This window comes from Pseudomonadota bacterium (assembly GCA_027620075.1).
GTDB lineage: Bacteria > Pseudomonadota > Alphaproteobacteria > Rickettsiales > UBA6187 > 1-14-0-20-39-49.
The window spans coordinates 63,224-86,617 of sequence record JAQCEY010000005.1; the positions used below are offsets into that span (position 1 = coordinate 63,224).

The following is a 23,394-nucleotide window of genomic DNA, read 5'->3' on the forward strand; positions in this document are numbered from 1 at the left end:
TAAAGATAGGTTAATTAGATGGTTAAATCTGACGGAAGCGACTCAAAAAACACTCTTTACTGTTCGTTTTGCGGTAAAAGCCAGCATGAGGTTCGGAAGTTAATAGCCGGACCTACGGTTTTTATATGTGATGAATGCGTAGAGCTGTGTCTTGATATTATACGTGAGGAAAGCAAGTCATCTTTAGTCAAAGACGGTGACGGAGTTCCTAACCCTAAAGATATATGCAAAGTACTTGATGATTATGTTATAGGGCAAACTGCCGCAAAGAAAGTTTTATCGGTTGCCGTGCATAACCATTACAAAAGACTGAGCCATTCTGAAAAAGGTGCAAACGATATTGAGCTTGCTAAAGCCAATATATTACTAATCGGTCCTACAGGTTGCGGTAAGACGTTATTAGCACAAACTCTGGCACGTATCCTTGATGTTCCTTTCACTATGGCAGACGCTACTACGTTGACGGAAGCAGGTTATGTGGGTGAAGATGTTGAGAATATTATTCTTAGGTTGCTACAGGCTGCCGATTATAATGTTGAACGCGCACAAAGGGGTATAGTTTATATTGACGAGGTTGATAAAATCTCCCGTAAGTCCGATAATCCTTCTATTACACGTGACGTGTCTGGCGAAGGTGTGCAGCAGGCGTTATTGAAAATTATGGAAGGTACTATCGCATCAGTTCCACCGCAAGGCGGACGTAAACACCCGCAACAGGAATTTTTGCAGATTGATACTACGAACATATTATTCATTTGTAGCGGAGCATTTGCGGGTCTGGAAAAGTTAATATCCAGCCGCGGTAGGGGAACTTCTATAGGTTTCGGTGCTGATGTAAGAGGCGAGGAAAAGCGTCGTGTGGGTGAGATATTGCAGAACTTACAGCCTGAGGATTTGGTTAAATTCGGCTTGATACCTGAGTTTGTAGGTCGTCTTCCGGTTGTGGCTACCCTTAATGATTTAGATGAGGGAGCGTTGGTTGAAATACTTACTACCCCTAAAAACGCACTTATCAAGCAATATCAGAAACTGTTTGAGATGGAAAATGTTAAACTTGAGTTCAAAGATGATGCACTGGACGCTATCGCTAAAAGAGCGATTGAACGTAAAACCGGAGCTAGGGGCTTAAGAGCGATATTAGAAGATATATTACTTGATCTTATGTATGATGTTCCAGGCATGAAAGACCTTAAAGAGGTGGTGGTGAATAAAGATGCGGTAGACAAGAAAAAAGAACCTATATTAGTCTTTGAAACTAAAACCAAAAAAAGTCCTAAGAAAACAAAAGCATCTTAATTAACGCTTATTTTGGTTTTTTAGAAATTTTTTAGGGGAATATGACAACAAGATCCGAAGTTGCTTTAATCAAAGAGCTGGAAGACTTTCTGTCTTCTAAATATCGCACCCTATCCGCTAGTAGAAAAGAAGAACTTTTAGGGCTTTATAAAAAATATCGAAAGCAGGAATCTTTACTTATAATTTGCTGGTTTTTTAGCTTTCACTACGTTTATGTGGGCAGATGGAAGATGTTTTTTCTGTTTTTTTTCTCTTTAGGAGGTTTATTTATATGGTGGGTCATTGATTTATTCAGACTTGATACTATATTAAAACAATACAACAAAAAAAAAGCAGAAGAGCTTTTTGAAAAATTAGAAAAAGCGTAAACATTATGATTGATAAAAAACAAGTAAGTGATGACCTTTATTCATTGTTACCTTTAAGAGATATAGTTGTTTTCCCCGGAATGATAGCTCCTTTGTTTGTAGGGCGTAGTAAGTCCATCAGTGCTTTAGAAGATGTGCTAAAAAAAAATAAGATGATATTGCTTGTAACACAAAAAGACGCAAGCAAAGATGAACCGGCAGCCGAGGACATATATAAAGTAGGAGTGTTGGCGAATATTCTACAATTGTTAAAACTACCTGACGGAACCGTAAAAGTTCTTGTCGAAGGTCGTCAGCGAATGAACATTAAGGAAGTTATCGAAGGTGAAAATTTCTTTCAGGCAAGAGTAAGTGTTATTGACGAAAAATATAGTGAGGACAAGGATATTAAGGCTCTTTCCAGATCTATCCTTAACCAGTTCGCTAAATACTCAAAGCTTAATAAAAAAGTAGCTCCTGAAGTAACAAATTCTTTATCTCAGGTGACAGATGCCGCACGTCTTGCAGATGCAATAGCTTCCCACCTGACCCTTGAAATTGATGAAAAGCAGAAAATACTGGAATGTATCGAGCTTTCAAAAAGAATAGAGATGATATATTCTTATATGGAATCTGAAATGGAGGTTCTGGATACGGAAAAGAAAATTCGTACCAGAATTAAGGATCAGATGGAAAAAACCCAAAAAGAATATTATCTTAACGAGCAATTAAAGGCTATTCATAAGGAACTTGGTGAAGAAGACGGTAAAGACGAAATATCAAGGCTTGAAGAGCAGGTCAAAAAATTAAAGCTTACAAAAGAAGCTAAAGATAAGGCTTTATCTGAAATAAAGAAGTTAAAGGCAATGTCGCCGATGTCTGCCGAGTCTACCGTAACGAGAAACTATCTTGACTGGCTGTTCAATATCCCTTGGGATAAAAGAAGTAGAATAAAAGGCGATTTGAAATTTGCTAATGATGTTTTAGATAAAGACCATTATGCTCTGGATAAGGTAAAAGAGAGGATTCTGGAATTTCTGGCTGTACAGCAACGCACAAAAAAAGTCGGCGGCACGGTTATCTGTCTGGTAGGTCCTCCTGGAGTGGGCAAAACATCGCTTGCAAAATCAATTGCTAAAGCTATAGGACGCAAGTTCGGCAAGATATCTTTGGGCGGAGTTAGGGACGAATCGGAGATAAGAGGTCATAGAAGGACATATATCGGTTCAATGCCGGGTAAAATAATTCAGTCCATGAAAAAAGTAGGAGCTTCAAACCCGTTATTATTACTTGATGAAATTGACAAGATGGGTAACGATTTTAGGGGAGATCCCGCATCTGCACTGCTGGAGGTTCTGGATCCCGAACAGAATTCTAATTTTAACGACCACTATCTGGAAGTGGATTATGATTTGTCGGACGTAATGTTCGTAACTACGGCGAACAGCCTTAATATGCCGCCTCCTTTGTTGGACAGGCTGGAGGTTATAAGAATAGCCGGATATACTGAAGATGAAAAAATAGAAATAGCTAAACGGCATTTGATTAGTAAGCAGACTAAAAAGAACGGTCTGAAAAAAGGTGAGTGGTCTGTTTCAGATGACGCTCTTAGGGATATCATAAGGTATTATACTCGTGAGGCAGGTGTCCGTAATCTTGAGCGTGAAATCTCAAAACTTGCCAGAAAATCCGTAAAGGAAATCCTTACCCAAAAAACGGAAAAAGTAGAAATTTCTTCTAAAAATATTGAAAAATATCTCGGTGTTAAGAAATTCTCATTCGGTGAAACAGGCGAAAAAGATTTGGTGGGCGTGGTTACAGGGCTTGCATATACCGAGTTTGGCGGTGACATGCTAACTATTGAGGCTGTAAAGTTACCGGGCAGAGGTGTTATAAAAAGCACCGGAAAGCTTGGCGAGGTGATGCAGGAATCGACTCAGGCAGCATTTAGCTATGCCCGTTCCCGTTGTTTAGAGCATGGAATTACACCTCCTCAATATAGGAAGGAAGATATACATATTCACGTACCTGAAGGGGCTACCCCGAAGGACGGTCCTTCGGCAGGTGTTGCAATATATACCGCTATTGTTTCGGTAATGACAGGGATACCTGTTAAAAAATCAGTTGCTATGACAGGTGAGATAACATTGCGTGGTAGGGTTTTCCCGATAGGAGGTCTGAAAGAAAAATTACTGGCAGCCCTTCGAGGAGGAGTGAAAACCGTATTGATACCTAAAGAAAATGAAAAGGATTTAGCGGAAATACCCGATAATGTAAAAAACGGACTTGAGCTAATTCCGATAACTACTGCAGAAGAAGCTCTTAATATAGCTTTAACTAAAATTCCCGAGCCGACAGAGTGGGTTGAGGTTGAAAATATTGCAGCAGATGCTACGGTAAATGATGGGGACGATAGTTTTATTACTCATTGATAAATACAAAGGTATTGTTAATTATAGATGTATTTTGTATAAATTGTACTGCAATTTTTAATTTTATGTTATACTGAACTTGTTTAAGTATCTAGTAGCCTTTAATATAAGATGCTCAAATAAATTCTCTATTACAAAATCTATCTATAATTAATAATACCTAAAAAAGGGTATAATTTAGTGAAGGGACGTAGGTAAGATGTTAAATAAAATCAGAACGTTTTCAGTATTGTTTTTGTTATCGACGGTATTTGCTGCCAATACTTCATACGCTCAGGAAACGGAAACTGTTGAAGAGAGTGATGCTACGGCTCAAGTTGCAGAAATCGGGGATAGCGACATTGAGGTTACATCATTTAACGTTAGTACCATTAAAAGTAATGTTGCTGAAGGTTCTAAATTAGAAATTGAGTTCATGGTTTCTAACCCGTCATATAAAGTCCTATCTATGGATGCGGAAAAAAGTAAGATAAATTCCATATTTGTTTATGATAAGCCGCCAAGGGACATTTTAAAAGAGTCACGAGAAAGAGCGAAAATAGAGGAAGAAAAGCTTAAAGAAGAAAGTCAGAAAGAACAGCGTGGAATATTTTATTATACGGGCTGTTTGACCGGTGACGGATGTAAGCCGGAACTTCTTGAGACAAGTACCCGTGACGGTAATTTATATATAAATTATAAGAATAATATTTTTGTACTTGAGTCTATGCGAAATCTTTGGGTGAAGGCGGATTTCTACGTTATGGCAGCGTCGGAGGGTGCTGAAGAAGGTAAGGCTCTCATAAAAGATGTATCCATAAGCAATACCGTTCCGAGTAAAATATCTAATGAACTGGTTTCATTCAGTATTTTAGCGAACGGTAACTATAAAAGTACTGTAGAAGGCGGTACGTCTTATGGTTTTAATATAACCGAATCGAATAAACATGTTAAGTCTATGCAAGTCGTCAGTCTGGAGGATGAAACCGTGTTATCTTCCGTAGAAAACATAGGCAACTCTTTTTATCTGGAAGAACAATTTTTAGGTAAACCTATAACATTAGCGGTTAAATATTACGATTTGAGTGAGTATAATATTAAATTTAATCAGTATTTAATTAACAACTAGTATAGTTTTATCCGGAAAATTTATATAAAACCTTGCGTTCCATAGAAAACTCAACCCTGCCGGTATGTGTAACACACTGCCAGTGTTTGTGATTTGATGTTCTTTTAGTAAAAACCGACGGGCTGAATATAGCTATATTAGTGCTTTGTTCACTCCTTGCACTGAAAAAATAAAAAAGCTCAATCTTTTTATGCCTTAAAATAGAACCTAATTTCTGACTGTTTTTGTAACTATATTTATCCGTTAGCACAGATCTATATTTGTTAAATGGAGGTTTTGTAAGGTCTACGAAAAGCTCCGTTCCGGCAAAAAATTTAAAAGAAGTGTAGTTTATAGTAACCGGAGGAATCTTAGCGTCGGTATCGTCAAGGAAGCGGAAGCGTTGATGTGCTATTTCGGCAAAAGCCCCACTTAAGTCCATGCTGCCGTAAAATATTGAGCGTTCGGTTTGCCTGCCATATCTCGTACCGCTTAAAAGAGGGGGGTATCGAAACGGCGTGAACAATAGATAATCCCTCTTTGCCGCATCGCTCATCTCAAAAGGCTGAGGCTTCGGAGGTTTGCTGTCTTCTAGCATCTTCTCCAATATCTCATGCTCGGTATTGCTGTCCACCAACGGTCTGGTACTTATATATTGCTGATCCTCAACAACCCTGAAGCCAACACAATCATTATTAGGACATATATGCTCTTTTATATTTATATCGTCAAACATTTACCCTTCAGAACCCCTTAAAGCATCTAAGTAAATCACCACCCTTGATAATCCTTCAACATTCTTCATTGCATCAATGGGGGTGCTATTGAATGCACGGTTATATGAATCAAGCCATTGTTGTTGTGCTGTCATTCTATCCCCTAAAAAAGCCCCAAGACTCCTGAAAACCCTTATAAGCATCAAAGACAACTGCCCCGTTTTTTTGTCATGCTCTATTTGCGTTTGACCTTTTTTTAAGCGGGTTATAAAAGAAGAATCAACACCGATTATCTCGGCAATATCCTTGTTGCTCAGTTGCCACGAATCCTTCAGGTTAAGTATAGCTTTTGACAGAACTTCATCTTTTCCAATGTTATTATTGTCTTGAATAGTATTATAATCCATATTAAAACCTAAAGATAATTAATTGCATATACAATAATACCATAAAAATATTGCATATGCAACCGCATCGGTTTATCTTTCAAAGCCTGAAGGTTTTGATAGCTTTGCGAATTCTTCTCCTATCTTTTTTAATTCTTCTAATGTTCTACGGCTGAACGGTTCTTCTTTTTCGACCCATAAAACCGGTTGCGAGCGTTGCCTTACGAGTCTTCTGTGACCGCCGTCGGATTGAACATTTTGTAATTTGTTTTCATCTTCCCAAAAAAGATTTCGTGCTTCTTTAGGTTTTTTTACGGGTTTTTCTTTTTTTTCAAAATTAGTGTCCTGTTTCACATCAACCCACAACTACCATATTAATATTTGGTTAATAATTCATTAAGCATACCGTGTTACAATAATATTGCATAGGCAATACAAATAAAACTCAAGGTATGGGTATGAAATTTAACAAAATTATTGTGCTTGGCATTTTTGCCATGATCATTTCTTCTATATTTTCATTTTCTGCAAAAGCAGGCGATTGGGTGCAGTGGCACTCAACCAATATACAGCTGTTAAAAGGTTGGGATTATGATGTCGGCGAAGAAGGTCGGACTATTATCACTCTGGAGCACGCAAATAGCTGGAAATATGGTGATTTCTTCATGTTTATTGATGGGACACGTTTTGATCCCGGCAAGACAACCGCCTATGGTGAGTTTGCTCCCCGCCTTAGTTTAAGTAAAATATCCGGCAAGAAATTGTCTTATGGTATAGTAAAAGATGTCCTGATCTCAACCATGTATGAAAAAGGTAAAAGTGATATAAGAGCTTATCTTTATGGTGGGGCTATTGACTTAGATATTCCCGGATTTAAATTCTTCAAAACCAATTTTTTTATCCGTGATAACCCGGAAATTCAAAATGAAAGAACCTGGCAAATAACCCTGGCGTGGAACAGCCCATTTGAAATTGGTCAGCAAAAGTTCCTGTTTGAAGGATTTGCTGATTTTGCCGGGGATGAGGGGCGCACATATCACAAGAATCAAATGATTGTACCAAGGCTGCTAATGGATATAGGCCGTGCAATAGGTAAAAAAGAAGGTAAATTATATGGCGGTATTGAATATCAATACTGGCACAACAAATTCGGCATAGACGGTAAAACTGAATCTGTTCCGCAATTGCAGCTTAAATGGGTGTTTTAATGGGAGAAATAGCACGATATATAGCAAAGATATTATTAATTGCTGTAGCGTATTTTGTCGCAGGTAAATTATCTCTCCTGCTCGCTATTCCACCCGGTTTTGCAACTCCTGTATGGCCAGCTGCCGGAATCGCGTTAGCTTTAATATTACTCTGGGGATACCGCTATTTACCCGGTGTATTTTTAGGGTCATTTGCCACTAATTTATTGATAGCGGCAAATTCCGGGGCGGATATTATTTCCGTTACCCCTATTCTTGTTGGAAGCGGCATTGCTTTTGGTGCTTTATTACAAGCAGCTATCAGTGCATATTTAATTAAAAGATTTGTTAATTTTCCAACAACTCTAAGTAACGAAAAAGACATTCTTACCATCCTGTTACTAGGTGGTGTTGTCGGCTGCCTGATCAATGCCACTATAGGCCCGGCGGTTCTGCTAATGGCTGGCTTTATACCTCTCAAAGCATATTTAATCAGCCTGTTCACCTGGTGGGTGGGTGATGCGATAGGAGTTATATTATTCACACCTCTAATATTGATTTTATTAACAAAATTTGTTTCACGCCTGAGAAAGGCAATAATAACATTGCCTACTTTACTCTTTGTCATAATTACGATTTTTGTTTTTACCAATAGTAAAGAAGGTCAGCAGCAGAATGCATTGCAGTCGCTTGAAGTAAAAGCGGCTAATATTACAAACGAGTTCCAAAAAAACATGCAGTCAGCTATAAATAGCCTTGTGGCAATTGATAGCTTTATCAATGCCTCACAATATGTAGATGCAGAGGAATTCAAAACATTTACAAAAAAATCTCTTGAGCTGTATCCTGCCATACAGGCTTTATCATGGAACCCTGTAGTAAGACATGAAGACAGGAAAGATTTTGAAGAAAAAATCAGAAAGCAGGGGTTTCCTGATTTTGTAATTAAAGAACGGCTTGATATTAACGATATCCGGCCTGCTTCCAAGAGATATATATATATTCCTGTTGCCTACACTGAACCATTTGATAAAAACAAAGCCGCACATGGTTATGATGTATACAGTCCGGACAAGGTAACAAATAATGCATGCCAGAAAATTCTTGACCGGGCACGAGATGAAGGAATGGCAATCGCTACAGGACGCCTTTCTATAGTTCAGGCGGAAAACCAATATGGCCTTATAATTTACCACCCTGTATATAATAACAAGGAATCACAGAACAAGGACCTTATCGGCTACACTGCCGGAGTATTTATTGTGCCTGATATGCTTGCACCTATTAATAAACTTGCAGGCAAAGAATCACTTGATGTTATGTTATATGACCTTGATGCACCTGAAGACAAGCAGCTATTATATGATTCCAGGACTCCTGATAACAAGGAATCCAATGTTATAGAAGATAAGGGCGAGCTATTAGAATCTATAGTAAAGTTTGAATTTGCCGGACGTGAGTGGGGATTTACATTTATTCAGAAAAACGCCTTGACTGATATAGGGCATAGCTGGGAATTATGGTACATCTTAATAGGCGGACTATTTTTCTCGGCTATATTTGGTGCTTTTATATTAATTTTATCAGCCCATACGGATAATTCTACTCAATCAGAGCAGGATACGGAAAATTTTAAAATCAGAATATATCTTATTCCTGTATTTTCCTCCGTTATTGCCATCTCAGTAACAATAATATTGTGGCTACAGCTTGAAAGGCGGGAATATGATTTTATCCGTGAGACTGTTAAGAAACAACCAGAGCTTATAGCAACATCGATTAGAGACAATGTAAATAACTCGGTGATTGCACTACGAAGAATGGCTGAGAGGTGGGAAATAGAAGGTAAGACACCGGAAAATGAATGGCAGCATGACGCAAAAAATTATGTGAGGGACAATATAGCGTTAAAAACCGTTGAATGGGTTGATGAGACATATCATGTCCGTTGGGTAGAGCCTTTATCCGGTAATGAAAATGCTTTAGGTTTGAATATTGCATTTGACGAAGAACGAAAAAATGCCTTAAAAGGAGCTGCGGAAAAGAATGCGATTACCATCACCCCTCCACTTGATCTTGTCCAAGGCTATAAAGCCTTTATATCCTATGTACCCATCCATGTTAACAACGCATTTGACGGCTTTATAGTTGGAATATACGATATAAATATTTTTCTTAATCAGATAATTAATGAAGACTCCAGAAGTTTATTCAACATCAGAATTAGCGATGGGCAAAAAGAGGTGTACACGTCTATTGAAGATAATGATTATGAAAAGAAACTTAGTATAATAAAAGAGCTGGATTTATTTAATAGAAACTGGTCTGTAACTATATGGCCTAAGAAAGTTTTTATAGTGCAGTATAAATCTCCATTATCCCTACTGATATTGATGGAAGGGGTGTTTACTTCTCTGCTATTTGGAATAGCAATCTATTATGTAATACTTTCCAGATTACGCAGTAAGATGTTTCAGGATGAAAAACAACGCTCCGAATTGATTCTAAATTCGGCCAAGGAGGGTATTTATGGCCTTGATCTGAAGGGAAATACTATTTTTGCCAATCCTGCTGCGTTGAAAATCACAGGTTATACAGAAAAAGAGATGTTGGGAGTACCACAACATAATCTAATCCGTCACACATACCCCGATGGCACCCCATATCCAAAAGAGTGTTGTAATATATATAAAGCTTTTACTGAAGGGATACAAAGTACCATAGATAATGAGGTATTCTGGCGTAAAGACGGCAGTTTTTTTCCTGTGGAATATACCTCATCTCCTATAAGGGATAAACTTGGCAATGTTACAGGGGCAATGGTTGTTTTCAGGGATATAACGCAAAGGAAAAAGGATGAGGAAGAGTTATTCGCTGCCAAAGAAAAAGCCGAGGAATCCACCAGGCTAAAATCAGAATTTCTGGCTAATATGAGTCATGAAATCCGCACCCCATTAAATGGAATTATTGGGATGAACAGCTTATTACTTGATACGGAGTTAAAACCAAAACAGCGTAATTATACAGAAACCGCTATTAGCTCTGCTAATGCATTACTTGAACTAATAAGTGATATACTGGACTTTTCTAAGATTGAGGCGGAAAGGATGGATCTTGAACAAATTCCTTTTGATATGCAATCTTTAGCAGAAGATGTTTGTGAGATAATCAAAATAAAATGCTATGAAAAGAATATTGGGCTTTTATTTCAGTATGCGCCCGAAACACCGCGCTACGTTGTAGGTGATCCCGGGCGTGTAAGGCAAATCCTCCTAAACCTCTTAAGCAATGCGGTAAAATTTACCGAAAAAGGTCATGTGTTATTAGAGATTGCTTCTTTTAATAGCAATAATGGCAAATTAGGTTTTCTTGTAAAAGTAGAAGATACAGGAATAGGCATTCCTAAAGACAAGCAGGACTTGATTTTTGAGAAATTCAGTCAGTCTGATATGGCCACAACCCGTAAATATGGAGGTACAGGGCTTGGGCTTGCAATTAGCAAGCAACTTGCAATAATGATGGATGGCGACATCACCATTGAAAGTGAGGTAGGCAAAGGTTCTAAATTCCAATTAACAATGGAGTTTAATCCAAATACTGACGAAGCTTTTAATGCGGTTGAGTACAGGAAAACTGACCTGAAAGGAATTCGGGTGCTTGTTGTCGATGATAGCGAAGTAGCATTAGAAATTATAAAGGAGCAATTGTTAAATACAGGGCTTAAGGTTGATACTTCCCCTGATGCCATAAAGGCGTTTGCTATGCTGGAAAAAGCTGCCAAAAATAACAAGCCTTATGAAATAGTAATAACGGATCAGTGTATGCCTCAAATGACAGGAGAAGAATTGGGGACTAAAATCAAACAAACACCTGAACTTGCCGATATATTACTTATTATAATTACATCGGCTCCAAAACAACAATCAAGTAAAAAACTACAAGAGATTGGTTTTAGCGGCTATTTGACAAAGCCTGTATACCCGTCACATCTTACTAAAATGCTGAATATCATTTGGCTGGCCAAGCTTGATAAAAAAGAAATTCATTTGGTAACTAGCCATACTATAAGAGAATCCAGAATTTCCAAAACAGAAAATATTGTCTGCAATAATGTTTCAGTGTTATTAGCAGAAGATAACAGAACAAATGTACTTGTTGCAAAAACAATGCTGGAAAATATTAAATGCAATGTCACTGTAGCTGAAGATGGCGAAAAGGCTTTAGGTTTATTTAAAGAGCAGAGTTTTGATATAGTGTTAATGGATTGCCATATGTCAAATATGGATGGCTTTGAGGCAACAAGGCACATACTTGCGTACGAGGCAGAGTCAGGAAAGAAACACACACCAATCATTGCTTTTACAGCGAATGCCCTCAGTGGTGATAAAGAAAAATGCCTGAATAATGGTATGGATGATTATATATCAAAACCAATTAAACATGAACAACTAGAAGAAATAATGGTGAAATGGCTGCCCTCTGAAAAAATACAAAAGGTTGATACAGATAAAACTACTGACAACTCCCAGGGTAACACCGAAATAACTCAAGAAAATAATAACCAGGATGATATTTTGAATATAAAAACATTAGAGAATTTTAAATCACTTATGAAAAACAATACTAGAATAGCCCTGGAAAGCTACCTGGAAGATTCAAAAAAATATATTGAAATCCTTAAAAGTGGCATAGAATTGAAAAATATAGAAGAAATTATGAGCGCCTCCCATACACTGAAATCATCCAGCCGCCAGATTGGGGCAGATGCCATTGGTGAAATAGCTGCGCAAATAGAGGAAGACACAAGAGAAAACAACCTTAACAAACAGTCATATCAGAAACAGCTTAATGATATTCTGCCTGCTTTTGAAGCAGCAGAAAAGTTTCTGATTTCTTATATTAAAAATGAATTGGATACATAAGAATGCAAGGCACAATTAAACCAAATATTATTGATAAGGTTAAGATTCTTATTGTTGATGACGATAAGTTTCAGCGGATGGTGCTGCGTCAAATTATGACCGATTGTAAATTTTCCAATATAGAAGAAGCAGTGGATGGAGAGGAAGGTTTGAATAAAATCCTGACATGGAAACCTGACCTGGTATTTCTGGATATAAACATGCCAAAAATGAATGGCCTTGAGGTTAGTCAAAAAATAAAAGCAAGTGACCTGCATAACGATGTAATTATTATTATGCAAACCGCTGTTGACAAGGCCGAGTTTAAAGCAGAAGCATTTGACGCTGGCATTACGGATTTTATTACCAAACCTTTAAATGAAAGAGAAGTAGTGTCAAGGGTTAGGGCGCATTTAGAGCGCAAAATATTTAAAGATGAGGTAGATAGGGATTATAAGCGAATACAGGAAGAATTACATGAGGCATCAATTCTGCAAAAGGTTTTATTACCTCAGGAAGAGGTTCTAAACGATATCCGTCAAACACAAAAATTAGATATTGCTCAATATTACCAGTCAAGTTCAGAACTTGGCGGAGATTATATATCGGTTCATAAATTATCTGATACCAGAACCGCTATATTAATTGCCGATGTTTCAGGACATGGAATTACCGCATCATTATACGCATTCGTATTGCATACCGTAATTGAAAGTCAGATTAAAAATTATTTAGCTCCGGGAAAAATACTTGAAGAAGTAAATAAAAGGCTATGTCCGCTTTTAGTGTCAGGAAAATTTGCTACATTGTTCCTTGGTATAATAGATACTGAAAGGTCGGTATTACAATATGCCGCCGCCGCCGCGCCAACCCCATTATTATTTTCCGGAGACAAAATAATTAAAATTGAGACCAAAGGCTACCTGCTTGGGACTCAGAAAGATGCAACATACGAAACAAATCAGTTGCCCTTCAATCGAGACAATATTCTTTGTCTTTATAGTGATGCAATGACCGAAAGCCCTGATAAAAATGGTAACGTGCTTTCTGAAGATGATCTTGCAAAACAGATCGCCGGAAATTTATCCAAGAATGCCGAAGATATTTTAAAACACACTTTATCGGAATTTTTTATGAACCATGGTCAAGTAGTCTCAGATGATTTATCATTTTTAGTATGTAAACATCTATGATTGGAATTAAAATGAACTTTCTTTATGTAGGAGGTTAAATTCTGTAGTAATATCCCTTACATGCGTAAGTTTCTCAAGTAGCCTTTGGGTTAGATCGTTCAAATATTTGAGGTCTATCTGTTTTCCGCATTGCTTTATTGAATAGAGCCTTTTTATTTCTATTTCCAATGCCCTAATTCCATTCTTAGAAATTAATAAATCATCGCAAAACTTAGTATATTCAACTGACTCACTACTTGTAGTTACGGGCGTAGAGGTGGATTTTTTAAATTTCAGAATATTAGTCAGTAAAAATTAACCTCGTAACTTATTTTCTTTTAGCGTTCTGCTTCTTTATAGTATCATAAGTATCTGATATTTCATCATGACTGAATAAAACGCCTGTATCTAACAAGATCGTCATAGACTCTTCTCCGGGGATAAGACCGCTTATAAATTTATCATCTATGCCGGTATCCATTTCGGGTGAGTCCTTTATATCTTCTTTCCTCGATTCAATAATATCTGAAACTGCATCTACCAATATACCTATCATCTTATCATCATCTGTTGCCAGAATGATTACTACATTCTTGGGGTCGGAAGAAATTTTACCGATTCCAAAGCGTTTTTTTAAATCAAAGATCGGTATTACAACGCCGCGTAGGTTAATAACGCCATTCATATATTCAGGAGAATTGGGCAATTCTGTTGGCTTTTCCCAGACTTTAATCTCACGCACTGAAAGTATATCAACGCCATAGCGGCTATCATCAATAGTAAAAGTAAGGAATTTTAGTATATTGTCAGTATTTTCTTCGGTAACGTTTGATGCGCCCTCTGCTAAAGCGGTACTTGTGTCATTATTCATAAATTTAATCCCCGTTAATACTTATTGCTCATAATAAAGAGTCATATTTCTGTCTAAAATTCTTCCCATTCCTGATCATACTTACCACCTGCAGCTTTCTTCTTAGGGGATTCTTTCTTAGCTTCAGGTTTGGCTTCAGTTCTGTGCTTTTCTTCCGTTTTTAGCTTTGGGGCAGATTTCTTCTCTGTTGTTTTAGACTCATTAGCCGCTTTTTTGGTTTGAGGCTTCTTATCAGCAGCCCCTTCCTCTTCATCAAGGCTAAAGAACTTCATCATGTCCTCAAGTTCATATGCCTGATCTACAAGCGACTGTGCTGCTGCGGTATTTTCTTCAACTAATGCGGCATTTTGCTGGGTCATCTCATCCATTTGAGCAACAGCAGAATTAATTTCCTCAATGCCTGTTGCCTGCTGTGAACTTGCGGAAGCAATTTCAGAAATGATATTTGCTACTTCTGTTATAGAGGCAACGATATTTTTTAATGTGTCGCCCGATTTATTAACAAGATCAGAGCCGGTTTTTACCTGATCAGAGCTTTCCAGTATCAACGCTTTGATATCCTTGGAAGCAGATGCAGAACGTCCCGCCAGCGACCTTACTTCTGATGCTACAACCGCAAAGCCTTTTCCTGCATCACCGGCACGAGCTGCTTCTACGGCAGCGTTTAACGCCAGCAGGTTGGTCTGGAATGCGATATCATCAATAACCCCGATAATATCAGATATCTTTTGGGATGATTGGGTTATTTTTGTCATTGCTTCAACGGCTTTTTCAACCATCGAACCGCCTTCTGTAGCAACTTCTTTGGCTTTATTAGCAAGGTCATTTGCATTATTAGAGTTCTCTGTGTTCTGCCTTACTGCACCGGTTATCTCTTCCATGGAAGCTGCTGTTTGCTCTAATGTTGAGGCTTGTTGCTCGGTACGTTCAGATAAATCTTTACTTCCGGATGAAATTTCAGAAGATGCAGAATTCACAGAACTTGCAGACTCTTTAATGCTTCCTACAGTACTTTTTAATTGGTCAATAGTTGCGTTTAAAGCTTGCTTGATTTCATCAAACGAGCCTTGATACTCACCATTCATGGTTTTTCTCAAGTCTCCTTCAGCCAGAGATTTTATAACCTTAACAGTTTCACTCAAGCCCTGATGCGCCGTTTCTCCAATCTGGTTCATGCCTTGAGATAGGGTTAACATAAAGCCTTCTCTGCCAGCAGTTTCCAATCTTTTGGTAAAGTCTCCGGCTCCGGCAGCTTTGACTATTTCTGCTACCTCACCTTCGATAGTTCTTTCCTGCGTAACATCTTTCCACTCAACAACAGTACCAAGACGCTCACCTTCTTCACTTACCACAGGGTTGGCTACAAGGTCAAATATACGTCCACCAACATTTATTGAGGTCTCATAAGTCGATGATAAATCTTTAAGCATATTTTGTTGATGAGAAGGATTTTTATGGAACTCATCAATAGAAACTCCAATTAAATTGCTGGAATCAAACTTAGGCAGGTCTTTTCTAATATCAGCCTCCGCTGTTTCCATCATTTTAAAAACGGCAGGGTTCATATAAATAATCGTGTTTTCGCTATCTGCAATCATCACATTGGATGACACGCAATCAAGTGAAATCTTGATACGCGCATTCTCTGCTGCAATTTTTGCATCTTCGTCAGCCTTTGCTTTCTTGCGCTCTTCCTCAGCACGAAGCTCCGTAACATCCCGCCATTCAACAACAGTACCTAGACGCTCACCATCATTGCTAGTGATAGGGTTAGCAACTAAATCGAAAATACAGCTTCCCATCTTAAGGGTTGTTTCGTAAGCTTTCGTTAAGCCAACAAGATTTGAACTTTTAGTGTCAGGGTTTTTATCAAAAGCATCTATTGGCGTACCTAAAAGCTTTTCAGGGTTAAAATCTGTGATTTCTTTTTTGATTTCTCCCTGCACCTTCTCAAACATTTTTCGTGCTGCATGATTCATATATGAAATAATATTCTTTGAATCTGCCATCATAACCGGACTTGAAGAGTTATCTAAAGCGGCCTGAACCTGCAAAGCTTTCTGGCCAATTTTATCTATTCCACGCAATGATCTGGCAATATCACCAATTTCATCTTTGGATTCTAAAGAAGGAATTTCAGCTTTGTTGCCTTCGGCCATATTACCCATAGCTACTTGCATTTTTGCAATAGGGCGGATAATGGCGAATATAATCGCAAACGAAAATATAATGCTCATAATAGCACCCAGAACGGCAACTATAATAAGATTCATCAAAGCCGATTGTTCATGATGCTCGGCTTCCAAAGCTGCCTTTTCAGTGAATTGTATTACTTCGGCCAATAGCTCTTCAAGTTCAACGATAAGCTGTTTTTCTTCCTCTACAACTTTTGGCAATAATCTATCGGCAGAGGTAAAGTTTCTTTCGTCAAAATAAGCAAAAACTTCTTCAATATGTTTATCAAATTCTGCATGTTCTTTTTCTATCTTTTTTAAAGCGACAAGTACCTTCTCAAATTCTTCTATTATTATATGATCTTTTGATTCTTTTATGACCTTTTCTGCAAGTTCCTCCCCTTTTAATATCTCACCCTCGACTTTTTTTGCCATTTTAAGGAATGATTTTTTAGATTCGCTATAATCCTTTTGTGCCGTGGTGCTAGTGCTTGCATCCTTAGCAAATCGACTTGCTTTTTCAAAATATATTGCTTGTTCCAGCTGATGAACAGTTATGTTCGTCAGTATTTTAGTAAGAGGAATGTCCTTCTCAGCAACATTTTTTATCTCAGTTCCGATTTGTCCTAGAGAATAAATCGCAATAGAAGATACAATGGCTGTAACCGCTAAACCAAAGCCAAATAAGGCTAATATTTTTGATTTTATAGTAAATTTTGACAAAATATTCGACAGCATTACCTTGCTCCTTTAAATAAATTTTTTTTTATTAAGTCCCCCGGTTTACAGACCAGGTGACACTATCTATAAATTGATTATATAGTAAGTAAATTAATTATTAGTTAAAATTTAATGCCAAACTGTACGGAAAATTTTTCTGTATCTTTTTGTCCGCCATTTGTTTCAGCTTCAAAACTTGCGTATTTTAGTTTCACTTCGTAATGCTCTAAGAACTGCCTTTTAATTATAGCATTCCACTCATGCCCATAATCATTAACACCGCTTTTCTGAGCATCAAAATCATGATACCCAAGCTCAATTTTAGTATCATCAACATAATCGTGAATGCCTTTTATTTTGTAGCTAACTTTTACATAAGAGTCTTCTAATCCTCCAGCGGGGGTATCTGTAAATTTATTTGTTAGCCCATTTAATTCATAAATATTGCCAAGAGGAGTGCGGAATGCAGTTGCCGCAGTTCCGCGGTCACTTTCCAGAACCTCATAACCTAACTTTACTTCCAGGCCTTTCCAGTATAATCCCGGACTAACATGCCAATAATTTGCATCATAATTATTTGTGTTATCGCCATAGTCACTTTGAGCTGCATATTCAGCGTGATAAAGTAATTTTAAATCATCATTTATTGGATATTTACCACCGACGCTTCCACCAAAAGTCTGGGATGAATCTGCTGTGCTATCTTCAATATCAAGTAAATACCCATATGCGGTGACAATTAAATATTTGAGAGGTGAATATTTAGCATTAAACATATGAATATTTGAATCCCAATCACCATTGCTTGCATCCTCTCCGGTAACGCGGTTCACATTATTTGTATAATTATAGTAAAGGGTAAGGTCTTTTATTGAATTGTTTGTGATACCAATAGCATCTAAAGTCTGGTTATTCTGACGCCATTCGGCAGAACTGACAAAGCGTTCATTATCAAGATTAACGGCTTGCCGTCCGACACGAATTTCAGTGTCTGGAATAGGGGTGTAATTCAAATAAGCCTGATTAATTTCAGAGCCGTCAGGATCAACAATTTTTGTGTAACTTGATTTACCATTCACAGTATCATAATACTCGCCACTTCCAATGCGGCTGATATTTTCAGCTTCAACTACGGCATATGTTTTATAAAATTCACCAGTTTTTATCCCTAATCTTGTTCTGAGTGTAGACGCATTAGAATCCTTCTTGGTATCTTGTTTTGCTGATTCATAGCGATAGCGAGCATCAAAATAAGGTGTACTTGCCTTTAACGCCTCATGTAAACTTGCAAATTGCTTTGCATTCGCACTATCTGATTTTACATCACCCGCATGCGCAGTAACAGTGCCAGTTGCTAGTGCTGATGCTCCCAGCAAAACATATGTAAGAAGTTTTTTCATGTTAAATCCCGTGTTTAAATTAAAATTACCTATTTAAAACTTTTCTATCGCTATCTGATGATACAATCAGGGACGATGAACCCTACACGAAAATGAAAAAAACGTATAGAGCCCACCGCATCCTAATTTACTCACCGCAACAATAATTTATTTAAATATTATCTGAGTATAACAGTCAAGTAAATATATCCTAAGATGATAAATATAGCATGTATTTCAATCTTACGTTGCAATTATGTGCGTTATGTTGCTGGCAGTGAAATTGGTCGTATTTTTAAAATTACTACTGGATAATACTGCATAAATATAGCCGAGCAAATAAACTTACTCTCTCTTAATGCAACTATTGAGGCCGCAAGGGCTGGCGAAGCCGGAAAAGGTTTTTCTGTTGTGGCGTCAGAAGTTAAAAACCTTGCCAATCAGACAACAAAAGCAACCGAAGAAATTTCTCAACAGATAGGCGGTATGCAAAATATTTCTACTGAAGTTTCCGAGGTCCTCAACACTATAAAAGCAGCTATAGACAAGGTTAATGAATATTCCAGTGGCATTTCTGCCGCAGTTGAAGAACAAAGTGCAACAACCGGTGAAATCGCCAGAAATATGCATACGGCAGCTCAAGGCACTCAGGAAGTAAATGATAATATTTCTAAGATAACCGAATCAGCCACTCATGCTAACGAATCATCCCTACAAATGCTGGATGCATCAAAGATGCTTTCTAAAGAAGCCGAACAGTTAAATTCAGCAGTATCATTATTTTTGAATGAAGTTAGGAATGGGTAAATAATTGCTATCTACCTCTAAGTTTTATTAGCCATAATTTAGTCTGATATTTTTTCTAAAAATCCACCACATGACCCAGCATTTTATCCATGGTAATATTTGATGAGGTGGTGGGCGTGGCTACGTCTCCTTTTATCAGCACCTTTCTCATAATTACATGGAGCTAGGCTTAATAAAGTATCTCGTGGCGCTTAATAATTTACTTGCTCAATTGCCTTATGTTTAAAGCCAGCCTTGATTAGATAAAGTCGTATATTTTTGCCGACATTTTTGTTATGCTGATTGTTATGCATATTATGCTCCTTTTCTATTGATTAACATCACTAAGCGTCCTGCAAACCATGGAGCCATATGTTTTTTTTATCTATCAACTCATATAATCCAGCATACGGCCTAACATTCATTGCAAAAAGTTACTATCCCCACCACAGGAAACTCACGCTCCTTTGGGATAAAATTTTCTCTAGTCAGGGCGAGGTTTTTAGTGATATAAGTGGTTCAGGCTCGTCATTATAAACTTGGTCTATACACCGCCATTTTATACAAACAAGCCCTTGAACTTAAAGGCAAATTTCAATTAAGTTTTTTATAGCTCCCACACTTGTTCCCACACTACATAAATGCTTAGACCATACATTTATTAGTCTTTTTTTATTTATATATGAAAAAACCTTCTACAAATTCTACAAATATATTTTTAATAACTTTCTAAAACATGCTTCTACAAGTTCTACAAATTCAATTTTTTTGAGATTTACTTGATTTTTACCAAAAGGATTTAAAGCCCTTCAATCATACCAAGCTTTTTTGCAACCATGTGAATTGAGATATTATCATAATAGTCCATATCTGCCATTAGCCTGTTGAAGGTCTTCCGGTGCATTCCTTTTGGCTTTGATACATAGTCCGTAGTGCAACCACTTCCACCAAGTGACCTGACAACAGTTTTTCGGACATTTTATTAAATATTTTTCTGTAACCTTTCAAAGTCTATTAAAATGACTCCTTTTATGCAGAGACACTCAACTACCGCCGATTAAATTCAGTGGTTTTAACCTCATTTTTGGAAGTTAATTTTTAGTTGCATAACTCCATAATTATGGTACTGTCGATTTAATTCACATTCAAAGGAGAGGTCTGATGAGTAATGCAAATAAAGAAGAGTTAGTATCTTCAAAGGAATTTATTAAAAATCACGATTACTTCAAAAGGTCTGAAGGCATAACACAAATTCTTCCTCAAAATATTTCAATAAGAGATGTGGGAGCTATGTACTCTCCTATAAAAGCAGACTTCCAAGAGGGTATAAAAAGATTTGAAACACAACTAAAGAAATTACCAATATCTAGAATCAAATCCAATGAAAATGTTGATTCTTTTCTCAATAGATATCTTGAGATCCGTAGTTCGCAAGAACGGAATAGCAAGTTATCACTCGATTTATCTAATGTAAGCGAAATGATGGAAGGAAAAGACAATACGAAAAATAATCGTAAAAAGCATTCGTTAGAAGTTGCTTCAATAGCAAAAGAACTAGGTAAAAAGCTTAAATTAACCGAGGAAGATATTTTAACAGCAGAGATAACATCTTTATGTCATGATTTAGGTCACGCACCTTATGGTCATTCTGGGCAAAAAGCTATCTCAAGCAAATTAAAATCTATGGGGCTTAACGAATATCTTTCAGATGATAATTTACAAGCTCTAGATAAAGCCAAAGAAATGGGAGTCGATGATAGAGTGATGCAGGCACTAATCTATCACGATGGTAAGCCTATTAAAGATGTTGAGCACAGGTATAATGCAAATAATCTACAGCCATATTTCCATAAATTCATAAATGACAGAGAAAAAGCTCCTTCTATCGCCGCACAAGTTGCAGCAATATCAGATGATATTGCAAACGACTCAAGAGACATAGTTGATATTTATAAAGCAGGAGTGAGAAAAACCGTTTTTGCGATATGGACGAAGAAGCAATTAATATATTGCTGGAAAAATCTCTGGTTCCGAAAACCACAAAGAGAGAGAAATACGCATTAAATATTGTACAGAGACTAGAAAATTTCGTGAAGAATGTGGAGTCCGATAATAAAGAAGCATCATTACTTTATGATCAAATTAGCAAGTTAGAACAAATGGTTCATAGTAAGGACGTTGATAAGTTCCTTATGAAAAAACTAAATGATTATGACTGGGGAAAGAGTCTATTAAAGCAACAAGATATGATTGATCAGAGAACTTTATCTGCGAGACAGGAAGTTGGCGATAAAAACATGAGAATACGTTAATAACCATTGAGGGCAAAGGCATGAAGAAAAAAACAGCATTTAATCAAACATTAGTAGTGTTTGATACCGAAACAACAGGGTTTTTGTTACAGATGGGAAAAAAATACAAGAAAAAGGGCAGCATCGAATTATAGAGGCCGGATTTGTAAAAATCAATAATGGTAAAATTATTGATGAATTACAATTATATTTTAATCCTGAGGGAAAGAAATCAGATATTGGGGCGTATAAGGCGCATAGAATAAGCAGTAAATTTCTAAAAGATAAGCCTGTTTTTAAAAACAAAGCCGAACAAATAGAAGAATTCATAGGAAACAATACTGTTGTTGGTCATAATGTATCTTTTGATATCAATTTTTTAAATGCCGAATTTGAAAGAGCGGGCAGGGCTTATCGGGTAAAACATGAAAACTCTATAGATACAAAAGATGTGGCAAAAGAATCCGAACTGAAACTTGCATCGTATAAACTGGACTCCATTTGCCAAAAGTTGGGCATAAATCTAAATGAAAGAAAGGAAAAAGGACATGGGGCATTGCTTGACGCTAAATTAACTGCACAAGTATATTTTGTGTTAAGTAATAAGTTAGAACAAGAAGATAAATATTACAACTTAGGAGATAAAAGGACTATCGCCGAAGATTTTGACACCCCCCCACCTGCAAAAAGAAATAAAGTATTGGATAAAATTTTATTAGAAGGAAAAAGCGGTTTAAATGACTTAGATGAATTAAAGTCCTTACCCAGACGATCATTGCGAATTGAGAATAAAAAAGTGGGGTTTCAATTGTAGCTAGACCTCATAAAATGCTTAAATAATTAACTGTTTTTACGCAATTCCTGCAATTTAACAAGCATAGACAAGGTTTTCTCGAATTTTCTATCAAGTGTTGTTTCGTAGCGTGCAAGATTTGTAAAACGCTTTGTAGGCTCTGCTGATTCACATAAAGCCTCTTCTTTTATCTCATTTCTTACTAATAAAGGGTCTAATTGCTCTTGATAATAATCAATGTAGTTACTTTTAATAAAACATCTAAAAGAATCCGCATTAGACTTATAGTCTACATAACTTAATAGTTCAAGGATGGATTCATGCAAGAAAGTTGGACAGAATATACGTAAATATCGTCTTGATAGAGGGTACTCTCAGGAAGAGCTTGCCTTTGAGTCTGGCCTGCACCGTACATATATAAGCAGTCTTGAGCGCGGCAAGCGAAATGCAACTATTGTTGTAATAGGGCAGGTTGCGGATGCTTTGAGAATCAAGCCTGCATTGCTGTTAGAAGCCTAATTTACCTATCTATTCGGCGAAAATGTCCGTGGGATGTAATTCTGTCTGCAAAATTTTTGCTTGGTGTTCAATCAATGCCCCTAATTTATGAATCTCATCGTACCATTCAGCAGGCAATAATTTTTGTTCTCTAACATAAAATTCTCCAGACACATCAATAATCATGATATAAACATGCAACATAGTAAAAGTATGAATTTTGCGTTCTGCTTCGTTTCTTGCAAATTGAAAATACTCTAAGGATACGAAGTCCTGTTTAGAGTTGATTGTATCAACGGTGGCACGATGCACGAAACTGTCTATGTCGGCATGACTAGCAAACATACTAAATTTACCA

20 protein-coding genes are annotated in these 23,394 nt (G+C 37.1%); 12 read left to right on the forward strand and 8 right to left on the reverse strand.

All coding sequences use genetic code 11. The features are described 5' to 3' along the window. Positions 1 to 18 precede the first annotated feature (18 nt). From clpX to O2942_07970, 4 genes are all read left to right on the forward strand, one after another. The gene (gene clpX, locus O2942_07955; GenBank protein ID MDA0782180.1) at positions 19 to 1,296 is read left to right on the forward strand and encodes an ATP-dependent Clp protease ATP-binding subunit ClpX; all 1,278 of its coding nucleotides are present in this window, start codon (positions 19 to 21) and stop codon (positions 1,294 to 1,296) included. A gap of 41 nt (positions 1,297 to 1,337) precedes the next feature. Next, positions 1,338 to 1,664 (forward strand): hypothetical protein, encoded by a 327-nt coding sequence (locus O2942_07960; GenBank protein ID MDA0782181.1) that lies wholly within the window; start codon positions 1,338 to 1,340, stop codon positions 1,662 to 1,664. Between the two features lie 5 nt (positions 1,665 to 1,669). Beyond that, positions 1,670 to 4,075: an endopeptidase La gene (lon, locus tag O2942_07965; protein MDA0782182.1), complete on the forward strand. Its 2,406-nt coding sequence runs from the start codon at positions 1,670 to 1,672 to the stop codon at positions 4,073 to 4,075. 199 nt (positions 4,076 to 4,274) lie between these two features. Then, the gene (locus tag O2942_07970) at positions 4,275 to 5,183 is read left to right on the forward strand and encodes a hypothetical protein (protein MDA0782183.1); all 909 of its coding nucleotides are present in this window, start codon (positions 4,275 to 4,277) and stop codon (positions 5,181 to 5,183) included. 7 nt (positions 5,184 to 5,190) lie between these two features. Here the strand turns inward: O2942_07970 and O2942_07975 are convergent, their stop codons facing one another. From O2942_07975 to O2942_07985, 3 genes are all read right to left on the reverse strand, one after another. After that, complete coding sequence (locus O2942_07975) at positions 5,191 to 5,898, reverse strand: RES family NAD+ phosphorylase (protein ID MDA0782184.1); 708 nt, start codon at positions 5,896 to 5,898, stop codon at positions 5,191 to 5,193. After that, positions 5,899 to 6,285: an MbcA/ParS/Xre antitoxin family protein gene (locus tag O2942_07980; GenBank protein ID MDA0782185.1), complete on the reverse strand. Its 387-nt coding sequence runs from the start codon at positions 6,283 to 6,285 to the stop codon at positions 5,899 to 5,901. A 72-nt stretch (positions 6,286 to 6,357) separates the two neighbouring features. Next, positions 6,358 to 6,618 carry a hypothetical protein gene (locus O2942_07985; GenBank protein ID MDA0782186.1) on the reverse strand — a complete coding sequence of 87 codons (261 nt, stop codon included), beginning with the start codon at positions 6,616 to 6,618 and terminating at the stop codon, positions 6,358 to 6,360. Positions 6,619 to 6,722: 104 nt separating this feature from the next. Between O2942_07985 and O2942_07990 the strand changes: the two genes are divergently transcribed. Genes O2942_07990 through O2942_08000 form a run of 3 tightly spaced genes read left to right on the forward strand, consistent with a single transcriptional unit; the run spans position 6,723 to position 13,545 of the window. Continuing rightward, positions 6,723 to 7,472, forward strand: a complete 750-nt coding sequence (locus O2942_07990; GenBank protein ID MDA0782187.1) for a DUF5020 domain-containing protein — start codon at positions 6,723 to 6,725, stop codon at positions 7,470 to 7,472. After that, on the forward strand, positions 7,472 to 12,373 hold the full coding sequence (locus O2942_07995; GenBank protein MDA0782188.1) for a CHASE domain-containing protein: 4,902 nt from the start codon (positions 7,472 to 7,474) through the stop codon (positions 12,371 to 12,373). Before O2942_07990 ends, O2942_07995 begins: the two co-directional genes overlap by 1 nt. A gap of 2 nt (positions 12,374 to 12,375) precedes the next feature. After that, a complete protein-coding gene (locus O2942_08000) occupies positions 12,376 to 13,545 on the forward strand; it encodes a fused response regulator/phosphatase (protein MDA0782189.1) in 1,170 nt (389 codons plus the stop codon). Between the two features lie 307 nt (positions 13,546 to 13,852). Here the strand turns inward: O2942_08000 and O2942_08005 are convergent, their stop codons facing one another. From O2942_08005 to O2942_08015, 3 genes are all read right to left on the reverse strand, one after another. Beyond that, a complete protein-coding gene (locus O2942_08005; GenBank protein MDA0782190.1) occupies positions 13,853 to 14,395 on the reverse strand; it encodes a chemotaxis protein CheW in 543 nt (180 codons plus the stop codon). 53 nt (positions 14,396 to 14,448) lie between these two features. After that, positions 14,449 to 17,307 (reverse strand): methyl-accepting chemotaxis protein, encoded by a 2,859-nt coding sequence (locus O2942_08010; protein ID MDA0782191.1) that lies wholly within the window; start codon positions 17,305 to 17,307, stop codon positions 14,449 to 14,451. Between the two features lie 104 nt (positions 17,308 to 17,411). Then, positions 17,412 to 18,689 carry an alginate export family protein gene (locus tag O2942_08015; GenBank protein ID MDA0782192.1) on the reverse strand — a complete coding sequence of 426 codons (1,278 nt, stop codon included), beginning with the start codon at positions 18,687 to 18,689 and terminating at the stop codon, positions 17,412 to 17,414. Between the two features lie 306 nt (positions 18,690 to 18,995). Here O2942_08015 and O2942_08020 point away from each other — a divergent pair, with 306 nt between their 5' ends. The 4 genes from O2942_08020 (at position 18,996) to O2942_08035 (ending at position 22,559) form a co-directional block, all read left to right on the forward strand. Next, positions 18,996 to 19,475, forward strand: coding sequence for a methyl-accepting chemotaxis protein (locus O2942_08020; protein ID MDA0782193.1), 480 nt, complete (start codon positions 18,996 to 18,998; stop codon positions 19,473 to 19,475). Positions 19,476 to 20,615: 1,140 nt separating this feature from the next. Further along, entirely contained in the window at positions 20,616 to 21,518 is a 903-nt protein-coding gene (locus tag O2942_08025; GenBank protein MDA0782194.1) for an HD domain-containing protein, read from the forward strand. A 26-nt stretch (positions 21,519 to 21,544) separates the two neighbouring features. Further along, positions 21,545 to 21,766: a hypothetical protein gene (locus tag O2942_08030; GenBank protein ID MDA0782195.1), complete on the forward strand. Its 222-nt coding sequence runs from the start codon at positions 21,545 to 21,547 to the stop codon at positions 21,764 to 21,766. Between the two features lie 169 nt (positions 21,767 to 21,935). Continuing rightward, entirely contained in the window at positions 21,936 to 22,559 is a 624-nt protein-coding gene (locus O2942_08035) for an exonuclease domain-containing protein (protein MDA0782196.1), read from the forward strand. 26 nt (positions 22,560 to 22,585) lie between these two features. Here O2942_08035 and O2942_08040 read toward each other — a convergent pair whose 3' ends face one another. After that, a complete protein-coding gene (locus O2942_08040) occupies positions 22,586 to 22,864 on the reverse strand; it encodes a hypothetical protein (protein ID MDA0782197.1) in 279 nt (92 codons plus the stop codon). On the opposite strand from O2942_08040, the gene O2942_08045 reads away from it, so the two are divergent. Continuing rightward, the gene (locus tag O2942_08045; protein MDA0782198.1) at positions 22,851 to 23,057 is read left to right on the forward strand and encodes a helix-turn-helix transcriptional regulator; all 207 of its coding nucleotides are present in this window, start codon (positions 22,851 to 22,853) and stop codon (positions 23,055 to 23,057) included. The genes O2942_08040 and O2942_08045 overlap by 14 nt on opposite strands. A 9-nt stretch (positions 23,058 to 23,066) precedes the next feature. Here the strand turns inward: O2942_08045 and O2942_08050 are convergent, their stop codons facing one another. After that, positions 23,067 to 23,381: a hypothetical protein gene (locus tag O2942_08050; protein MDA0782199.1), complete on the reverse strand. Its 315-nt coding sequence runs from the start codon at positions 23,379 to 23,381 to the stop codon at positions 23,067 to 23,069. Positions 23,382 to 23,394 lie beyond the last annotated feature (13 nt).

Bases quoted from the DNA above. Each gene is read 5' to 3' on its own strand.
- clpX (MDA0782180.1), top strand. From the start codon at position 19: ATGGTTAAATCTGACGGAAGCGACTCAAAAAACACTCTTTACTGTTCG.
- O2942_07960 (MDA0782181.1), top strand. From the start codon at position 1,338: ATGACAACAAGATCCGAAGTTGCTTTAATCAAAGAGCTGGAAGACTTT.
- lon (MDA0782182.1), top strand. From the start codon at position 1,670: ATGATTGATAAAAAACAAGTAAGTGATGACCTTTATTCATTGTTACCT.
- O2942_07970 (MDA0782183.1), top strand. From the start codon at position 4,275: ATGTTAAATAAAATCAGAACGTTTTCAGTATTGTTTTTGTTATCGACG.
- O2942_07975 (MDA0782184.1), bottom strand. From the start codon at position 5,898: ATGTTTGACGATATAAATATAAAAGAGCATATATGTCCTAATAATGAT.
- O2942_07980 (MDA0782185.1), bottom strand. From the start codon at position 6,285: ATGGATTATAATACTATTCAAGACAATAATAACATTGGAAAAGATGAA.
- O2942_07990 (MDA0782187.1), top strand. From the start codon at position 6,723: ATGAAATTTAACAAAATTATTGTGCTTGGCATTTTTGCCATGATCATT.
- O2942_07995 (MDA0782188.1), top strand. From the start codon at position 7,472: ATGGGAGAAATAGCACGATATATAGCAAAGATATTATTAATTGCTGTA.
- O2942_08000 (MDA0782189.1), top strand. From the start codon at position 12,376: ATGCAAGGCACAATTAAACCAAATATTATTGATAAGGTTAAGATTCTT.
- O2942_08005 (MDA0782190.1), bottom strand. From the start codon at position 14,395: ATGAATAATGACACAAGTACCGCTTTAGCAGAGGGCGCATCAAACGTT.
- O2942_08010 (MDA0782191.1), bottom strand. From the start codon at position 17,307: ATGCTGTCGAATATTTTGTCAAAATTTACTATAAAATCAAAAATATTA.
- O2942_08015 (MDA0782192.1), bottom strand. From the start codon at position 18,689: ATGAAAAAACTTCTTACATATGTTTTGCTGGGAGCATCAGCACTAGCA.
- O2942_08025 (MDA0782194.1), top strand. From the start codon at position 20,616: ATGAGTAATGCAAATAAAGAAGAGTTAGTATCTTCAAAGGAATTTATT.
- O2942_08045 (MDA0782198.1), top strand. From the start codon at position 22,851: ATGGATTCATGCAAGAAAGTTGGACAGAATATACGTAAATATCGTCTT.
- O2942_08050 (MDA0782199.1), bottom strand. From the start codon at position 23,381: ATGTTTGCTAGTCATGCCGACATAGACAGTTTCGTGCATCGTGCCACC.